At 68.3% G+C, this 17,559-nt stretch carries 11 protein-coding genes and 4 pseudogenes; all 15 read left to right on the top strand.

The features are described 5' to 3' along the window. Window positions 1-10: 10 nt before the first annotated feature. The 15 genes and pseudogenes from HK415_RS15160 to mlaE all read left to right on the top strand — a co-directional run bounded on the left by HK415_RS15160 (window position 11) and on the right by mlaE (window position 17,555). Window positions 11-676 (top strand): type IV pilus inner membrane component PilO, encoded by a 666-nt coding sequence (locus HK415_RS15160; RefSeq protein ID WP_171560750.1) that lies wholly within the window; start codon window positions 11-13, stop codon window positions 674-676. Beyond that, window positions 676-1,221 (top strand): pilus assembly protein PilP, encoded by a 546-nt coding sequence (locus HK415_RS15155; protein WP_171560746.1) that lies wholly within the window; start codon window positions 676-678, stop codon window positions 1,219-1,221. The genes HK415_RS15160 and HK415_RS15155 overlap by 1 nt, the downstream gene beginning before the upstream one ends. After that, a pseudogene (locus tag HK415_RS15150) lies at window positions 1,218-3,342 on the top strand (type IV pilus secretin PilQ). Before HK415_RS15155 ends, HK415_RS15150 begins: the two are co-directional and overlap by 4 nt. A gap of 39 nt (window positions 3,343-3,381) precedes the next feature. Further along, window positions 3,382-3,886 (top strand): annotated as a pseudogene (locus HK415_RS15145) (shikimate kinase). A gap of 10 nt (window positions 3,887-3,896) precedes the next feature. After that, the gene (aroB, locus tag HK415_RS15140) at window positions 3,897-5,000 is read left to right on the top strand and encodes a 3-dehydroquinate synthase (RefSeq protein WP_171560743.1); all 1,104 of its coding nucleotides are present in this window, start codon (window positions 3,897-3,899) and stop codon (window positions 4,998-5,000) included. A gap of 13 nt (window positions 5,001-5,013) precedes the next feature. Continuing rightward, entirely contained in the window at window positions 5,014-6,141 is a 1,128-nt protein-coding gene (locus HK415_RS15135) for a deoxyguanosinetriphosphate triphosphohydrolase (RefSeq protein WP_171560740.1), read from the top strand. A gap of 7 nt (window positions 6,142-6,148) precedes the next feature. Further along, window positions 6,149-7,270 (top strand): MFS transporter, encoded by a 1,122-nt coding sequence (locus HK415_RS15130; RefSeq protein ID WP_253261896.1) that lies wholly within the window; start codon window positions 6,149-6,151, stop codon window positions 7,268-7,270. Between the two features lie 113 nt (window positions 7,271-7,383). After that, a complete protein-coding gene (locus HK415_RS15125; RefSeq protein WP_171560738.1) occupies window positions 7,384-7,935 on the top strand; it encodes a DUF1415 domain-containing protein in 552 nt (183 codons plus the stop codon). Next, on the top strand, window positions 7,932-8,411 hold the full coding sequence (locus HK415_RS27605; RefSeq protein WP_507236463.1) for a class I SAM-dependent methyltransferase: 480 nt from the start codon (window positions 7,932-7,934) through the stop codon (window positions 8,409-8,411). Before HK415_RS15125 ends, HK415_RS27605 begins: the two co-directional genes overlap by 4 nt. Beyond that, window positions 8,351-8,800 (top strand): methyltransferase, encoded by a 450-nt coding sequence (locus HK415_RS27600; protein ID WP_507236462.1) that lies wholly within the window; start codon window positions 8,351-8,353, stop codon window positions 8,798-8,800. Before HK415_RS27605 ends, HK415_RS27600 begins: the two co-directional genes overlap by 61 nt. A gap of 7 nt (window positions 8,801-8,807) precedes the next feature. After that, window positions 8,808-9,518: a transposase gene (locus tag HK415_RS15115; protein ID WP_171560735.1), complete on the top strand. Its 711-nt coding sequence runs from the start codon at window positions 8,808-8,810 to the stop codon at window positions 9,516-9,518. A 117-nt stretch (window positions 9,519-9,635) separates the two neighbouring features. Continuing rightward, window positions 9,636-14,363 (top strand): annotated as a pseudogene (locus HK415_RS15110) (glutamate synthase-related protein). Window positions 14,364-14,381: 18 nt separating this feature from the next. Next, a complete protein-coding gene (locus tag HK415_RS15105) occupies window positions 14,382-15,848 on the top strand; it encodes a glutamate synthase subunit beta (protein WP_171560733.1) in 1,467 nt (488 codons plus the stop codon). A gap of 110 nt (window positions 15,849-15,958) precedes the next feature. After that, a pseudogene (locus tag HK415_RS15100) lies at window positions 15,959-16,776 on the top strand (ABC transporter ATP-binding protein). Beyond that, entirely contained in the window at window positions 16,773-17,555 is a 783-nt protein-coding gene (gene mlaE, locus HK415_RS15095) for a lipid asymmetry maintenance ABC transporter permease subunit MlaE (RefSeq protein ID WP_171560730.1), read from the top strand. The pseudogene HK415_RS15100 and the gene mlaE overlap by 4 nt, the downstream one beginning before the upstream one ends. Window positions 17,556-17,559 lie beyond the last annotated feature (4 nt).

Here is a 17,559-nt window from a genome sequence, read left to right as displayed (position 1 = left end):
GGACTGAACCATGGCGACCAATGCAAAAGGCCAGGCCTCCCCTGCGATCGGTGAACAGATCGCCGCGCAGTTCCGCGGACTGAACCCGAACGATCCCGCCTCCTGGCCCACCGTGCCGAAGGCGGCGCTGTGCGTGGCCGTGGCGGCCGCCATCGTGACCGCCCTGTGGTTCGTGTGGCTCACGAACTCGGCCGACGAACTGGCCGCCGAGCAGAAGAAGGAAGAGGCGCTGCGCGTCGACTACAAGAAGAAGCTCACGCAGGCCGTGAACCTCGATGCCCTGCGCAAGCAGCGCGAGCAGGTGCAGCAGTACGTGACGCAGCTGGAAAAGCAGCTGCCCAGCAAGGCCGAGATGGACGCGCTGCTGTCGGACATCAACCAGGCCGGCCTGGGCCGCAGCCTGAACTTCGACCACTTCCGCCCCGGCTCGGTGAGCGTGCGGGAGTACTACGCCGAGCTGCCGATCTCGATCCGCGTGACCGGCCGCTACCACGACATCGGCTCCTTCGCCTCCGACATCGCCCACCTGTCGCGCATCGTCACGCTGAACAACCTGGAAATCGGGCCCGGCCGCGACGGCAACCTGACGATGGACACGACGGCCAAGACCTTCCGCTACCTCGATCCCGATGAAGTGGCGGCGCAGCGCCGGGCGGCCAAGGGAGGGAAGAAGTAATGAGGCACACCACGCTGCTGCTGGCCGTGACCGCGGCCGCGGCGCTGAGCGCCTGCGAGGGCTCGGAGAACGAGGAAATCAACCGCTGGATGGCGGAACAGCGCGCCGTCACCAAGCCGCAGGTGCAGCCGATCCCGGAGCCGAAGAAATTCACGCCCGTGACCTATGCGATGGAAGCGGCCGTCGAGCCTTTCAGCAACCAGAAGCTGACGCAGGCCCTCAAGCGCGAGTCGCAGCAGTCCGGCGGCGCCACCGCCGCCCTGCTGGCGCCGGAGCTGAACCGCCGCAAGGAAGCGCTGGAAGCGTTTCCGCTGGATTCGATGGCCATGGTCGGCAGCCTGCTGAAGCAGGGCCAGCCCGTCGCCCTGATCAAGGTCGACAACCTGCTGTACCAGGTCAAGCCCGGGAACTACCTCGGGCAGAACTACGGCCGGATCACGAAGGTGGGAGAGAGCGAAGTCGTGCTGCGTGAGCTCGTACAGGACGCTGCCGGCGAGTGGGTCGAGCGAGTCGCGACACTGCAACTGCAGGAGAAGTCCAAATGATGAAAAGAAACGAGTGGAGTTGGCGAGCCTTCCTTGCCGCGGCTGCGGTGTTCGCGTCCGGCTGGGCCCATGCGGCCCCGGCGGTCGAGAACATCTCGGGGTCGCTGCAGGGCGGCAACGAGGTGGTTCGCATCGAGTTCTCGGAACCGCTGACGACGCTGCCCACCGGCTTCGTGACGCAGTCGCCCCCGCGCATCGCGCTGGACGTGCCGGGCGCCACCAACACCATGGGGCGCAACGGCGTGGAAATGAACGTCGGCAACCTGCGTTCGGTGAACGTGGTGCAGTCGGGCGACCGCTCGCGCGTGGTGCTGAACCTGAAGTCGCCGACCAACTACAAGCTGGCCATCGACGGCAAGGCGCTGCTGGTGACGCTGGACCCGGTGGCGCAGACGGTCGCGGCCGCGGCCTCGCCGCAGGCGTTCGCCGAGAGCCGCAACCGCGACCCCCAGCCGCTGCGTGACATGGACTTCCGCCGCGGCCCGGACGGCTCCGGCCGCGTGGTGGTGGACCTGCCGACCAACCAGGTCGGCGTGGACATCCGCCAGCAGGGCCAGTCGCTGGTGGTGGACTTCCTGAAGTCGACGCTGCCCGAAGGCCTGCGCCGGCGCATGGACGTCACCGACTTCGGCACGCCGATCCAGTCCGTGACCACCACGCAGGTGGGCGACCGCGTGCGCATGATCATCGAGCCGCGCGGCGTGTGGGAGCACAGCGCCTACCAGTCCGACACCCAGTTCGTGGTCGAAGTGCGCCAGCAGAAGCAGGACCCGAACAAGCTGTCGCAGGGCCCGGGCTACACCGGCGAGAAGCTGTCGCTGAACTTCCAGAACATCGAAGTGCGCTCCCTGCTGCAGGTGATCGCCGACTTCACCAACTTCAACATCGTCACCTCGGACTCCGTCACGGGCGCCGTGACGCTGCGCTGAAGGACGTGCCCTGGGACCAGGCGCTGGACATCATCCTGCAGGCCAAGGGCCTGGGCATGCGCCGCAGCGGCAACGTGCTGTGGATCGCGCCCAAGGACGAAATCGCGGCCAAGGAAAAGCTGGAGCTCGAGTCCAACGCGGCCATCCAGAGCCTGGAGCCGCTGCGCACGCAGGCCTACCAGCTCAACTACACGAAGGCCGCCGACATCGCCGTGCAGCTCACCGGCACCGGCTCCTCGCGCATCCTGAGCACCCGCGGCAGCGCCATCGCCGAGCCGCGCACCAACCAGCTGTTCGTCACCGACGTGCCGTCCAAGCTGGAGCAGGTGCAGGGCCTGATCGCGCGCCTGGACATCGCCGTGCGCCAGGTGCTGATCGAGGCGCGCATCGTCGAAGCCTCCGACACCTTCGGCAAGTCGCTCGGCGTGCGCCTGGGCGCCAGCGACCTGCGCACCAGCAACCCGCGCGGCGGCACGCCCGGTTTCAGCACCGGCATCGACAGCGGTCGCGCCGCGGTCGGCGCCACCTACGACGCGGTGACCGGCCAGACGCGCGAGAGCTCGGCGGAACTGACGACCACCAACACCAACTTCGTGAACATGCCCTCCGCGGGCGCCGGCGGCTTCACGCCCGCCTCGTTCGCGATCTCGATCTTCAGCTCCTCGGCCAACCGCTTCCTGAACCTGGAGCTGTCCGCGCTGGAAGCCGACGGCAAGGGCAAGCTGGTGTCCAGCCCGCGCATCGTCACGGCGGACAAGACCAAGGCGCTGATCGAGCAGGGCACGGAATTCCCGTACCAGCAGGCGACCTCCAGCGGCGCGACCTCGGTGGCCTTCCGCCGCGCGACGCTGAAGCTGGAAGTCACGCCGCAGATCACGCCCGAGGGCAACATCATCCTGGACCTGGACATCAACAAGGACAGCCGCGGCGAGACCACGGCCGCCGGCATCGCCATCAACACCAAGCACATCAAGACCCAGGTGCTGGTGGAGAGAACGGCGGCACGGTCGTCATCGGCGGCATCTTCGAGCTGACCGAAACCGAAAACGAGGCGCGGGTGCCGCTGCTGGGCGACATCCCCATCGCCGGCAACCTCTTCAAGAATCGTTCGCGCAGCAGCAACAAGCAGGAAATGCTGGTGTTCATCACCCCCAAGATGGTGTCCGACCGCCTTTCCGGCGCGGGGCGCTGAGCGGACGACGTTGGTGCCTTGATTGTTTTCCTTGTCGGCATGCCCGGCAGTGGCAAGTCCACTGTCGGGCGCCAACTCTCAAGGCGGCTTCAGCTGCCTTTTTTGATTCCGACCACCTGATCGAGCAGCGCCTGGGCTGCAGCATCCGCGAATACTTCGCGCGGGAGGGCGAGGCCGCCTTCCGCGACCTCGAGGAGCAGGTGCTGGCGGAACTCGCCCAGGGCCGCGACGCGGTGGTCGCCACCGGCGGCGGTGCCGTGCTGCGCGAGGCGAATCGCAACGCGCTGCGGGCCGGCGGCAAGGTGATCTACCTGCGCTCCACCCCGAGGAGCTGTACCGGCGGCTGCGGCACGACACCAATCGGCCGCTGCTGCAGGTGGCGGACCCGATGGCCAAGCTGCGCACGCTGTACGCCGAGCGCGATCCGCTGTACCGCGAAACCGCGCATTTCCAGGTCGAGACCGGCCGGCCTTCGGTGCCGACGCTGGTGAACATGATCGTGATGCAGCTGGAGCTGGCCGGGCTGCTGCCGCCGGCCCCTTAAACTCCGGGGCATGGCAGCCCCGCATTCCGAATCGGTCCAGCAGGTGCGCATCGCGCTGGGCGACCGCAGCTACGACATCCTGATCGGCTCCGGCCTGCTGGCGCAGCCCGCCGCCTGGGACGCGCTGCCTGTCGCCTCGACGGCCCTGATCGTCACCAACACCACCGTCGCGCCCCTCTACGCGGCGAAGCTGCGCGACGCGCTGTCCGCGCGCTACCGCTCCGTCTTCCAAGTGGTGTTGCCCGATGGCGAGGCGCACAAGGACTGGCAGACGCTCAACCTGGTGTTCGATGCACTGCTGTCGCACGGTTGCGACCGCAAGACCGTGCTGTTCGCGCTCGGCGGCGGCGTGGTCGGCGACATGACGGGTTTCGCGGCGGCGAGCTACATGCGGGGCGTGCCTTTCGTGCAGGTCCCGACGACGCTGCTCGCGCAGGTGGATTCCTCGGTCGGTGGCAAGACCGCCATCAACCATCCGCTGGGCAAGAACATGATCGGGGCCTTCTACCAGCCGGCGCGGGTGGTGTGCGACCTCGACACGCTGGCCACGCTGCCACAGCGCGAGCTCAGCGCCGGGCTGGCGGAAGTGATCAAGTACGGCCCGATCGCCGATACCGGCTTCCTCGACTGGATCGAGGCGAACATCGATGCGCTCATGCGGCGGGACCGCGCGGCGCTCGCCCATGCGGTGCGCCGCAGCTGCGAGATCAAGGCGGACGTCGTCGGCCAGGACGAGCGCGAGTCCGGCCTGCGCGCCATCCTGAACTTCGGCCACACCTTCGGGCACGCGATCGAGGCGGGCCTCGGCTATGGCGAGTGGCTGCACGGCGAAGCCGTCGGCTGCGGCATGGTGATGGGCCTGCAGCTGTCGCGGCGCCTGGGGCTGATCGACGAAGCCTTCGTGCAGCGCGTCACCACCCTGATCGCGCGCGCCGGCCTGCCGACGGTGGGACCGGCGCTCGGCGCCGAGCGCTACCTGGAACTGATGCGGGTGGACAAGAAGGCGGAAGCCGGCGAGATCCGCTTCGTGGTGATCGAGCGACCCGGCCAGGCGGCGGTGCGCGGCGCGCCCGACGCGCTGGTGCGGCAGGTGCTCGCCGACTGCACGCGCTGATTCCCCGGCCCGCATGAACCTCGCTGCCTACGCCTGCGACCCGGCGCGCACGCGCGGCCGCCGCCGCCCGGAGGCGCCGGCGCCCACGCGCACGGAGTTCCAGCGCGACCGCGACCGCATCGTGCATTCCACCGCGTTCCGGCGGCTGGTCTACAAGACGCAGGTCTTCCTGAACCACGAAGGCGACCTGTTCCGCACGCGCCTGACGCATTCGATCGAGGTGGCGCAGCTCGCGCGCTCGATCGCCCGGCCGCTGGCCTTGAACGAGGACCTGGTCGAAGCCATCGCGCTGGCCCACGACCTGGGCCACACCCCCGGCCACGCGGGGCAGGACGCGCTGGACGAGTGCATGCGCGCGCACGGCGGCTTCGAGCACAACCTGCAGAGCCTGCGCGTGGTGGACAAGCTGGAGGAGCGCTATCCGGACTTCGACGGGCTGAACCTGTGCTTCGAGACCCGCGAAGGCATCCTCAAGCACTGCTCGCGCGCCAATGCGGAGCGGCTGGAGCGCAAGGAGCCCGGCGGCATCGGCCGGCGCTTCCTGGACCGCACCCAGCCCGGCCTGGAGGCGCAGCTGTGCAACGTGGCCGACGAGATCGCCTACAACGCGCACGACATCGACGACGGCGTGCGCTCGGGGCTGATCACGCTGGAGCAGGTGGCGCAGGTGCCCCTGTTCGGCGAACACCACCGCGCCGCGATGCAGGAGCATCCGCAGCTGCAGGGGCGCCGGCTGCTGTACGAGGCGACGCGGCGCATGCTCAGCGCGCAGGTGTACGACGCGATCGCCGCGACGCAGGCGCGCATCGCGCAGGCCGCGCCGGCGCACGAGGACGACGTGCGCCGCATGCCTGCCCTGGTCTGCTTCACCGAGGACTTGCGCGCGCGCGCCGCCGAACTGAAGTCCTTCCTGTTCCACAACCTGTACCGCCATCCGCGCGTGACGGCGACCACCGCCCAGGCGCAGGAAGTGGTGCGGGGCCTGTTCGCCTGCTACGTGGACAAGCCGCAGGAGATGCAGGCCGGGTACACCGCGCGCGAGGACCTGCATCGCGCGGTGGCCGACTACATCGCGGGGATGACGGACCGCTTCGCGATCCGGGAGCACGAGCGGCTCACCGGGCGGCGCCTGCTCGGGTGACGCGCGCATGAAGCGCCTGGACCCCACGGCCATCGTGCTGCTGGCCGGCATCAGCGCCGCGCTGCACATCGGCAAGCTGCCGCCCGCGCTGCCGGTGCTGCGCGACGCGTTGCAGGTCTCGCTGGTGCAGGCGGGCTTCCTGCTGTCCATCGTGCAGCTGGCCGGCATGACGCTGGGCCTGGCGATGGGCGCGGCGGCGGATTCCATCGGGCCGCGCCGCACCATGGTGCTGGGCTGCCTGATCCTCGCCATCGCCAGTTTGCTGGGCGGGGCCGCGCAGACGCCCGAGGCGCTGCTCGCCCTGCGCGCAGCGGAAGGCGCCGGCTTCCTGCTGGCCGCATTGCCCGCACCCGGACTGATCCGGCGCCTGGTCGAACCCTCGCGGCTGCCGTCGCTGATGGGACTGTGGGGCGCCTACATGCCTTTCGGCACCGCGACCGCACTCCTGCTCGGCCCGGCGGTGATCGCACTGGCGGGCTGGCCGGGATGGTGGTGGCTGCTCGGCGGCATTTCGCTGCTGATGGCTTTCGCCATGTGGACCGTGGTGCCCGCGTCGGCGGACCGGCGCCCGGCAGCGGCCATCGCAACGGGGCAGGGCCGGATCACGCGCACGCTGCGCGCCGGCGGGCCGTGGCTCGCCTCCGTCGCCTTCGCCGTGTATTCGGCGCAGTGGCTCACCGTCGTCGGCTTCCTGCCCACGATCTACGCGCAGGCCGGCCTGCCGGTGGCCTATGCGGCGGTCGCCACTGCGCTGGCAGCTGCCGTGAACATGGTGGGCAACATCGCGTCGGGGCGCCTGTTGCAGCGCGGCGTGCGCGCACCTGCGTTGCTGCAGTCGGGCTACCTCGCGATGGGGCTGGGCGCGATGGTGGCGTTCGCGCCCTGGGCCGAGGGCGGCGCGGCCGTGGCGGCGGTGCGCTATCTGGGCATCCTCATGTTCTCGATGGTGGGTGGACTCATTCCCGGCACCTTGTTCTCGCTGGCGGTGCGGGTCGCGCCCGACGACAGCACCGTCTCCACCACGGTCGGCTGGATGCAGCAATGGTCCGCGTTCGGCCAGTTCGCCGGCCCGCCGCTGGCCGCGTGGGTGGCCGCACGCGCGGGGGCTGGCACGCGATCTGGTGGGTGACCGCGGGTTTCGCGCTCGCCGGCATGGGCATCGCGGCCCTGATCACCCGCTTCCTCGCGGGGCACGTGCCCGGCGCGCACACGGCGGCACGCCCCGCCCCGTAGAATCGACTGATGGACAGCCTCGAAACCGCCGTGGAGGACACCCGGCGCTGGCTGGAGCGCGCCGTCGTGGGCCTGAACCTCTGCCCGTTCGCCAAGTCGGTGATGGTGCGCAAGCAGGTGCACATCACGGCGACGGAAGCGGACGATGCGCAGGGCCTGCTGGATGCGTTCCAGCAGGAGCTGGATGCGCTGCTGGCGCTCGATGCGCGCGAGCGCGACACGACCTTGCTGGTGGCGCCGCGCGGGATGGAAGACTTCCTGGAGTTCCTCGACCTCACGGCGCGCGCGGAGCGCATCGTGCGCAAGCGCGGGCTCGAAGGCGTGATCCAGGTGGCGCATTTCCATCCGCGCTTCGTGTTCGCCGGCGCGCAGGAGGACGACATCACCAACTGCACCAACCGCTCGCCCCACCCGACGCTGCACCTCTTGCGCGAGGCGAGCATCGACCGCGCGGTGGCCGCCTTCCCCGACGCGGCGGCGATCTACGAAGCCAACATGGAACGCTTGCGCGGCCTGGGCCAGAAGGGCTGGGATGCGCTGGGCGTCGGGAAGACGCCATGAAGAAGGACGTGCACGAAGAGCTGGGCCTCAAGCCCGGGCAGTCGCTGGAGCTGCTACAGGAACTGCACATCCTCACGCGCGAGGGCCGCATCAACCAGGACTCGCGGCGCAAGCTCAAGCAGGTCTACCACCTGGTGCAGTTCATCGAGAAGCTGCTCATCGAGATTCCGGCGGAGGGTGGGCACCCGACGCTGGCCGACCACGGCGCCGGCAAGTCCTACCTGGGATTCATCCTGTACGACCTGTTCTTCAAGCCGCGCGGGGTGGGGCACATCTACGGCATCGAGACGCGCGCGGACCTGGTCGACAAGACGCGCGAGCTCGCGCGCCGCCTCGGTTTCGAGCGCATGAGTTTCCTGCACCTGAGCGCCGCGGACGCGGCGCCGCGGCGCGGCAGCTGCCGGAGAGGATCGACGTGGTCACCGCGCTGCACGCGTGCGACACCGCGACCGACGACGCGATCGCCTTCGGCCTGAAGAAGCACGCGAAGTTCATGGTGCTGGTGCCCTGTTGCCAGGCGGAAGTCGCCGGCTTCCTGCGCGAGAGCAAGGCGCTGTCGCTCTCGCGCACGCCCTTGTCCGAACTGTGGCGGCATCCGCTGCACACCCGCGAGATCGGCAGCCAGGTCACCAACGTGCTGCGCTGCCTGTACCTGGAGGCCATGGGCTACCAGGTGACGGTGACCGAGCTGGTGGGCTGGGAGCACTCGATGAAGAACGAGCTGATCCTGGGCCGCTGGACCGGCCAGCGCAAGCGCAGTGCGGCGGAGCGCTTGCGGGCGATCCTGGCCGAGTTCGGCATCGCCGACCTGGAGTCCCTCCGCTTTCCAGAATTGGCAAAATTGGGGTCAGATTCCAATTTATGATGGCCGGATGGCGCGCCTTCCCCGGCTGACGATTCCCGGCTATCCCCACCACATCATCCAGCGCGGCAACAACCGCCAGGCGATCTTCGGCGGTTCGAGCGACTACGAGCTGCTGCTGGGCCTGATCGACGAGCACGCGCGCAAGCAGCACGTGGCCGTCCACGGCTACGTGTTGATGAGCAACCACTTCCACCTGCTGGCCACGCCGGAGACGGAAGAGGGCATCCCGCAGATGATGCAGGCGGTGGGCCGGCGCTACGTGCGCAACTTCAACCTGCGCCATGCCCGTACCGGGACGCTCTGGGAGGGGCGCTACAAGTCCACCCTGATCCAGGCCGAGCGCTACCTGCTGGCCTGCATGGTCTACATGGACCTGAATCCGGTCCGCGCAGGCATGGTCGCGGATCCCGCCGACTATCCCTGGTCGAGCTACCAGCACTACATCGGCCGCCGCCATGACAAGCTCCTCACGCCCCATCCGCTCTACTGGGAGCTGGGCAACACGCCCTTCGCGCGTGACGAGGCCTATGGCGCCCTGGTCCGCGCCGGCATCAGCGAAAGCGAGAAGCAGGCACTCACGGACTCGGCCTTGCGGGGCTGGGCGCTCGGAGACCCGGATTACGTGGCCGACCTGCAGAGGCGCACCGACCGCCGGGTGGCCAAGGTGCATGCGGGCCGTCCTCCGCGCACCAAGAAGGAGCAACCTGTCCCCAATTAATAGGCGACATCCCACGCGCGCCGCATAATTGGAATCTGACCCCAATTATTTTGCTTGGCAGCAGGTGGGGCGCTGCACTATCCTCGGGTTTCCCCTGAATTTCCCGAGGTGCGCGCCATGACGACGGCTGCAGAGATCGCCCATTTGCAAGAACACGGCCTTTACACGGGCCGCGACGAACATGACGCCTGCGGCGTCGGCTTCGTCGCCCACATCAAGGGCGAGAAGAGCCACAACATCGTCTCCCAGGCGCTCAAGATCCTGGAGAACCTGGACCACCGCGGCGCGGTGGGCGCGGACAAGTTGATGGGCGATGGCGCCGGCATCCTGATCCAGCTGCCCGATGCGCTCTACCGCGAAGAGTTCGCCAAGCAGGGCGTCGAGCTGCCCCCGCCCGGCGAGTACGGCGTCGGCATGATCTTCCTGCCCAAGGAGCACGCGTCCCGCCTGGCCTGCGAGCAGGAGCTCGAGCGCGCGATCAAGGCCGAAGGCCAGGTGCTGATCGGCTGGCGCGACGTCCCGGTCGACACCGAGATGCCGATGTCCCCGGCCGTGCGCAAGAAGGAGCCCGTGATCAAGCAGGTGTTCGTGGGCCGCGGCAACGACGTGATCGTGCAGGACGCGCTGGAGCGCAAGCTCTACGTGATCCGCAAGACGGCCAGCGCCGCCATCCAGCGCCTGCGCCTGAAGCACAGCAAGGAATACTACGTTCCCAGCTTCTCCAGCCGCACCATCATCTACAAGGGCCTGCTGCTGGCCGACCAGGTGGGCGTGTACTTCAAGGACCTGCAGGACCCGCGCTGCGTGTCCGCGCTGGGCCTGGTGCACCAGCGCTTCTCCACCAACACCTTCCCCGAGTGGCCGCTGGCCCACCCCTACCGCTATGTCGCGCACAACGGCGAGATCAACACGGTCAAGGGCAACTACAACTGGATGAAGGCGCGCGAAGGCGTGATGTCCTCGCCGGTGCTGGCCGCCGACCTGAAGAAGCTGTACCCGATCAGCTTCCCTGACCAGTCCGACACCGCCACCTTCGACAACTGCCTCGAGCTGCTGACGATGGCCGGCTACCCGCTCGCCCAGGCCGTGATGATGATGATCCCGGAGCCCTGGGAGCAGCACACGCTGATGGGAGCGCCGCAAGGCCTTCTACGAATACCACGCGTCCATGCTGGAGCCCTGGGACGGCCCGGCCTCCATCGTGTTCACCGACGGCCGCCAGATCGGCGCCACGCTGGACCGCAACGGCCTGCGCCCCTCCCGCTACTGCGTGACCGACGACGACCTGGTGATCATGGCCTCCGAGTCCGGCGTGCTGCCGGTGCCGGAGAACAAGATCGTGCGCAAGTGGCGCCTGCAGCCCGGCAAGATGTTCCTGATCGACCTGGAGCAGGGCCGGATGATCGACGACGAGGAGCTGAAGTCCTCGCTCGCCAACGCCAAGCCCTACAAGCAGTGGATCGAGAACCTGCGCATCAAGCTGGACGACCTGTCGCAGACCTCGGGTGACGCGCCGCACGCCCAGGTGGAACTGCTGGACCGCCAGCAGGCCTTCGGCTACACGCAGGAAGACATCAAGTTCCTGATGGCGCCCATGGCCACGGCGGGCGAGGAGGGCATCGGCTCCATGGGCAACGACAGCCCGCTGGCCGTGCTGTCCGACAAGAACAAGCCGCTGTACAACTACTTCAAGCAGCTGTTCGCGCAGGTGACCAACCCGCCGATCGACCCGATCCGCGAGGCGATCGTGATGTCGCTGGTGTCCTTCATCGGCCCCAAGCCGAACCTGCTGGACATCAACCAGGTCAACCCGCCGATGCGGCTGGAAGTGAGCCAGCCCATCCTCGACTTCGCGGACATGCAGAAGCTGCGCGAGATCGAGAAGCACACGCACGGCAAGTTCCGCAGCTACACGCTGGACATCACCTATCCGCTGGCCTGGGGCCACGAGGGCGTGGAAGCCAAGCTGGCCTCGCTCAACGCGGAAGCCGTCGATGCGCTGCGCAGCGGCCACAACATCCTGATCATCAGCGACCGCGGCGTGAGCCCGACGCAGGTGGCGATCCCAGCGCTGCTGGCGCTGTCCTCCATCCACCAGCACCTGGTGCGGGAAGGCCTGCGCACGACCGCCGGCCTGGTGGTGGAGACCGGCTCCGCGCGCGAAGTGCACCACTTCGGCGTGCTGGCCGGCTACGGCGCGGAAGCCGTGCACCCCTACCTGGCGATGGAGACCCTGGTGTCGATCCACCGGGACCTGCCGGGCGACCTGAACGCCGAGAAGGCGATCTACAACTACATCAAGGCGATCGGCAAGGGCCTGTCGAAGATCATGTCCAAGATGGGCGTGTCGACCTACATGTCCTATTGCGGCGCCCAGCTGTTCGAGGCCATCGGCATCAACAGCGACACCATCGAGAAGTACTTCACCGGCACCTCCAGCCGCGTCGAGGGCATCGGCGTGTTCGAGATCGCGGAAGAGGCGATCCGCCTGCACCGCGCGGCCTTCGGCGGCGACCCGGTGCTCGCCTCCATGCTGGATGCCGGCGGCGAATACGCCTGGCGCACCCGCGGCGAAGAGCACATGTGGACGCCCGATGCGATCGCCAAGCTGCAGCACGCCTCGCGCGCCAACAACTGGAACACGTACAAGGAGTACGCCCAGATCATCAACGACCAGAGCCGCCGCCACATGACGCTGCGCGGCCTGTTCGAGTTCCGCGTGGATCCCGCCAAGGCGATCCCGGTGGACGAGGTCGAGCCGGCCAAGGAGATCGTCAAGCGCTTCGCCACCGGCGCCATGTCGCTCGGGTCCATTTCCACCGAGGCGCACGCCACGCTGGCCCTTGCGATGAACCGCATCGGCGGCAAGAGCAACACCGGCGAGGGCGGCGAGGACCCGGCGCGCTACCGCCAGGAGCTCAAGGGCATCCCGATCCAGACGGGCCAGACCATGGCCCAGATCATCGGCCGCGACGTGGTCGAAGTCGACATCCCGCTGCAGGCCGGCGACTCGCTGCGTTCGCGCATCAAGCAGGTCGCTTCCGGCCGCTTCGGCGTGACCGCGGAGTACCTGTCGTCCTCCGACCAGATCCAGATCAAGATGGCGCAGGGCGCCAAGCCCGGCGAAGGCGGCCAGCGCCCGGCGGCAAGGTCTCCAAGTACATCGGCAAGCTGCGCTACTCGGTGCCCGGCGTCGGCCTGATCTCGCCTCCGCCGCACCACGACATCTATTCGATCGAGGACCTGGCGCAGCTGATCCACGACCTGAAGAACGTCGCCACGCATGCCTCCATCAGCGTGAAGCTGGTGTCGGAAGTCGGTGTCGGCACCATCGCCGCCGGCGTCGCCAAGTGCAAGGCCGACCACGTGGTGATCGCCGGCCATGACGGCGGCACGGGCGCCTCGCCCTGGTCCTCGATCAAGCATGCCGGTTCGCCCTGGGAGATCGGCCTGGCCGAGACCCAGCAGACCCTGGTGCTGAACCGCCTGCGGGGCCGCATCCGCGTGCAGGCCGACGGCCAGATGAAGACCGGCCGCGACGTCGTGATCGGCGCGCTGCTGGGCGCGGACGAATTCGGCTTCGCCACCGCGCCGCTGGTGGTCGAGGGCTGCATCATGATGCGCAAGTGCCACCTGAACACCTGCCCGGTGGGCGTGGCCACGCAGGACCCGCTGCTGCGCAAGAAATTCGCCGGCAAGCCCGAGCACGTCGTCAACTACTTCTTCTTCGTCGCCGAGGAAGTGCGCCAGATCATGGCGCAGCTGGGCATCCGCAAGTTCGACGACCTGATCGGCCGCGCCGACCTGCTGGACACGCGCAAGGGCATCGCCCACTGGAAGGCGCGCGGCCTGGACTTCAACCGCCTGTTCGCGCAGCCCAAGGTGCCGGCCGACGTGCCGCGCTTCCACTGCGAAGAGCAGGACCACAAGCTGGAAAAGAGCCTGGACCGCGTGCTGATCGAGAAGTCGCGCGCGGCCATCGAGCGCGGCGAGAAGGTGCAGTTCATGGAGCACGCGCGCAACGTCAACCGCTCGGTCGGCGCCATGCTGTCCGGCGCGCTGACCAAGGTGCACCCGGAAGGCCTGCCGGACGACACGCTGCGCATCCAGCTGGAAGGCACCGGCGGCCAGTCCTTCGGCGCCTTCCTGGCCAGGGGCATCACGCTGTACCTGATCGGCGATGCCAACGACTACACCGGCAAGGGCCTGTCGGGCGGCCGCGTCGTCGTGCGTCCCAGCATCGACTTCCGCGGCGAAGCCACCAAGAACATCATCATCGGCAACACCGCGCTGTACGGCGCGACCTCCGGCGAGGCCTTCTTCTCCGGCGTGGCCGGCGAGCGCTTCGCGGTGCGCCTCTCGGGCGCGACGGCGGTCGTCGAAGGCACGGGCGACCACGGCTGCGAATACATGACCGGCGGCACCGTGGCGGTGCTGGGCAAGACGGGCCGCAACTTCGCCGCAGGCATGTCCGGCGGCATCGCCTACGTGTACGACGAGGACGGCAAGTTCGCCAGCCGCTGCAACACCGCGATGGTGACGCTGGAGCGCGTCGGCTCGACCGCCGAACAGAAGGCAGCCTCCGGGAAGACCAAATTGCACCGCGACGAGACCGACGAGGCGCTGCTCAAGAAGCTGCTGGAGGACCACAACCGCTGGACCGGCAGCCGCCGCGCCCGCGAACTGCTGGACAACTGGGCCGAGGCCCGGATGAAGTTCGTCAAGGTGTTCCCCAACGAGTACAAGCGTGCCCTGGCCGAGATGTACGAACGCGAGGTGGAGCTGGCCAGCGCCGGCACGAACCAGGAAATCGCCATGCAGCCCGAGCCGGTGCCTGCGAAGTAAGAGACGGAGAAACGAGAGATGGGCAAAGTCACCGGCTTCATGGAGTTCGATCGCATCGAGGAGGGCTACAAGCCCGTGCCCGAGCGCCTGAAGCACTACAAGGAATTCGTCATCGGCCTGGACGACAAGCAGGCCAAGGTGCAGGCGGCGCGCTGCATGGACTGCGGCACGCCCTTCTGCAATTCGGGCTGCCCGGTCAACAACATCATCCCGGACTTCAACGACCTGGTGTACCAGCAGGACTGGAAGAACGCCTGGACGGTGCTGGACTCCACCAACAACTTCCCGGAGTTCACCGGCCGCATCTGCCCCGCGCCCTGCGAGGCGGCCTGCACGCTGAACTACAACGACGATCCGGTCGGCATCAAGTCGCTGGAGCACGCCATCATCGATCGCGCGTGGGAGCACGGCTGGGTGCAGCCGCGCGTGCCGCGCATCAGGACCGGCAAGAAGGTCGCCGTGGTCGGCTCCGGCCCGGCCGGCATGGCGGCGGCGCAGCAGCTGGCGCGCGCCGGCCATGACGTGACGCTGTTCGAGAAGAACGACCGCATCGGCGGCCTGCTGCGCTACGGCATCCCGGACTTCAAGATGGAGAAGCACCACATCGACCGCCGCGTCGAGCAGATGAAGGCCGAAGGCGTCACCTTCCGCACCGGCGTCATGGTGGGCGAGCTTCCCAAGGATTCCAAGGTCACCAACTGGGCCAGGGAAACCATCTCGCCGCAGCAGCTGCAGAAGGACTTCGACGCGGTGGTGCTCACCGGCGGCGCCGAGCAGTCGCGGGACCTGCCGGTGCCCGGGCGCGACCTCGATGGCGTGCACTTCGCCATGGAGTTCCTGCCGCAGCAGAACAAGGTCAACGCCGGCGACAAGCTCAAGGGCCAGATCCGCGCCGACGGCAAGCACGTCATCGTGATCGGCGGCGGCGACACCGGCAGCGACTGCGTGGGCACCAGCAACCGCCATGGCGCCAGGAGCGTGGTGCAGTTCGAGCTGATGCCGCAGCCGCCCGAAGAGGAGAACAAGCCGCTGGTGTGGCCCTACTGGCCGTACAAGCTGCGCACCAGCTCCTCGCACGAGGAAGGCGTCAAGCGCGAGTTCGCCATCGCCACCAAGGAATTCATCGGCGACAAGGGCAAGCTCACCGGCTTGAGGACCGTGCACGTGGAGATGAAGGACGGCAAGTTCGTCGAGATCCCGGGCACCGAGAAGGAATACAAGGCCGACCTCGTGCTGCTGGCCATGGGCTTCGTGAGCCCGGTGCAGACCATCCTGGAGGGCTTCGGCGTGGAAAAAGACGCCCGCGGCAACGCCAAAGCGACGACCGACTTCCACGGCGGCTACGCCACCAGCGTGCCCAAGGTGTTCGCCGCCGGCGACATCCGCCGCGGCCAGTCCCTGGTGGTGTGGGCCATCCGCGAGGGCCGGCAGGCGGCCCGCGCGGTCGACGAATTCCTGATGGGATTCAGCGACTTGCCGCGTTAAAGCCACACCGCGGCGCCCCCCACCCGGACGGGGGAGCGCTGCTCTGCAGCAAAACACCTATCATCCTTGGCTTTGAGCTACCGGCCGCGCGAGCGGCCTTCCTCCCTCGGATGACCGAATCGGAACCGAGCACGCTGGTCGAATGCCGCAACCTGAGCTTCGGCTATGGCCAGCGGCGCATCCTCGAAGACGTGAGCTTCACCGTGCCCCGGGGCAAGGTGACGGCGCTCATGGGTGCGTCCGGCGGCGGCAAGACCACCGTCCTGCGCCTGATCGGCGGCCAGGTGCGGCCCCAGGGCGGCGAGCTCCTGTTCGACGGCCAGAGCATCGCCGCGCTGGACCGCGACGGCCTGTACGCCATGCGCCGGCGCATGGGCATGCTGTTCCAGTTCGGCGCGCTGTTCACCGACCTCTCGGTGTTCGACAACGTCGCCTTCCCGCTGCGCGAGCACTCGGGGCTGCCGGAGCACCTGGTGCGCGACATCGTCCTCATGAAGCTCAATGCGGTGGGCCTGCGCGGCGCCCGTGACCTGATGCCCAGCGAGGTGTCGGGGGCATGGCCAGGCGCGTGGCGCTGGCCCGCGCGATCGCCCTCGACCCCGACCTGGTGATGTACGACGAGCCCTTCGCCGGCCTGGACCCGATTTCGCTGGGCACCGCCGCCCACCTGATCCGCAACCTGAACGACACCCTGGGCATCACCAGCATCGTGGTCTCGCACGACCTGGAAGAGACCTTCCACATCGCCGACCAGGTGATCGTGCTGGCCAACGGGCGGGTCGCCGCCCAGGGCACGCCCGACGAAGTGCGGCACTCGGAAGATCCGCTGGTGCACCAGTTCGTGCATGCGCTGCCCGAAGGGCCGGTGCACTTCCACTACCCGGGTCCCACCGTCGCCGAAGACTTCAGCGAGGGCCTCGGCCAATGAGCTGGTGGCGCCCCTCCGACGTCGGCTACGCCGTGCGCACCACGCTGGCCAATTACGGCCATGCGGCCAGGCTGCTGCTGCGGCTGCTGTCGCTGGTCGGCCCGACTTTCGCGCGCGGTCGCCTGCTGCGCGACCAGGTGCATTTCCTGGGCAACTATTCGCTGGCCATCATCGGCGTGTCCGGCCTGTTCGTCGGCTTCGTGCTGGCGCTGCAGGGCTACTACATCCTGCAGCGTTACGGTTCGGCCGAAGCGCTGGGCCTGATGGTGGCGCTCAGCCTGGTGCGCGAACTGGGGCCGGTGGTCACCGCGCTGCTGTTCGCCGGCCGCGCGGGCACCTCGCTCACGGCGGAAATCGGCCTGATGAAGGCGGGCGAGCAGCTCTCCGCCATGGAGATGATGGCGGTGGACCCGGTGCAGCGCATCCTGGCCCCGCGTTTCTGGGCCGGCGTGATCGCGATGCCGCTGCTGGCGGCCGTGTTCAACGCGGTCGGCATCATCGGCGGCTGGGTGGTGGGCGTGCTGATGATCGGCGTGGACCCCGGCTCGTTCTGGAGCCAGATGCAAGGCGGCGTGGACGTGTTCAAGGACGTGGGCAACGGCGTGATCAAGAGCGTGGTGTTCGGCATCGCCGTCACCTTCATCGCCGTGCTGCAGGGCTTCGAGGCGCACGCCACGCCGGAAGGCGTCTCGCGCGCCACCACCCGCACAGTGGTGATGGCCTCGCTGGCCGTGCTGGCACTCGATTTCGTGCTGACCGCGATGATGTTCAGCATCTAGGAGA

The organism is Ramlibacter montanisoli (assembly GCF_013087525.1).
GTDB classification, from domain to species: domain Bacteria; phylum Pseudomonadota; class Gammaproteobacteria; order Burkholderiales; family Burkholderiaceae_C; genus Ramlibacter; species Ramlibacter montanisoli.
The sequence above is the reverse complement of the archived record's forward strand: the minus strand, read 5'-3'. Positions and strand labels throughout refer to the sequence as shown.

What these genes read in the sequence shown, in the direction of transcription:
- HK415_RS15105 (WP_171560733.1), top strand. Translation starts at nt 14,382, where the DNA reads ATGGGCAAAGTCACCGGCTTCATGGAGTTCGATCGCATCGAGGAGGGC.
- HK415_RS27605 (WP_507236463.1), top strand. Translation starts at nt 7,932, where the DNA reads ATGAAGAAGGACGTGCACGAAGAGCTGGGCCTCAAGCCCGGGCAGTCG.
- HK415_RS15125 (WP_171560738.1), top strand. Translation starts at nt 7,384, where the DNA reads ATGGACAGCCTCGAAACCGCCGTGGAGGACACCCGGCGCTGGCTGGAG.
- HK415_RS15135 (WP_171560740.1), top strand. Translation starts at nt 5,014, where the DNA reads ATGAACCTCGCTGCCTACGCCTGCGACCCGGCGCGCACGCGCGGCCGC.
- HK415_RS15115 (WP_171560735.1), top strand. Translation starts at nt 8,808, where the DNA reads ATGGCGCGCCTTCCCCGGCTGACGATTCCCGGCTATCCCCACCACATC.
- aroB (WP_171560743.1), top strand. Translation starts at nt 3,897, where the DNA reads ATGGCAGCCCCGCATTCCGAATCGGTCCAGCAGGTGCGCATCGCGCTG.
- mlaE (WP_171560730.1), top strand. Translation starts at nt 16,773, where the DNA reads ATGAGCTGGTGGCGCCCCTCCGACGTCGGCTACGCCGTGCGCACCACG.
- HK415_RS15160 (WP_171560750.1), top strand. Translation starts at nt 11, where the DNA reads ATGGCGACCAATGCAAAAGGCCAGGCCTCCCCTGCGATCGGTGAACAG.
- HK415_RS15155 (WP_171560746.1), top strand. Translation starts at nt 676, where the DNA reads ATGAGGCACACCACGCTGCTGCTGGCCGTGACCGCGGCCGCGGCGCTG.
- HK415_RS15130 (WP_253261896.1), top strand. Translation starts at nt 6,149, where the DNA reads ATGAAGCGCCTGGACCCCACGGCCATCGTGCTGCTGGCCGGCATCAGC.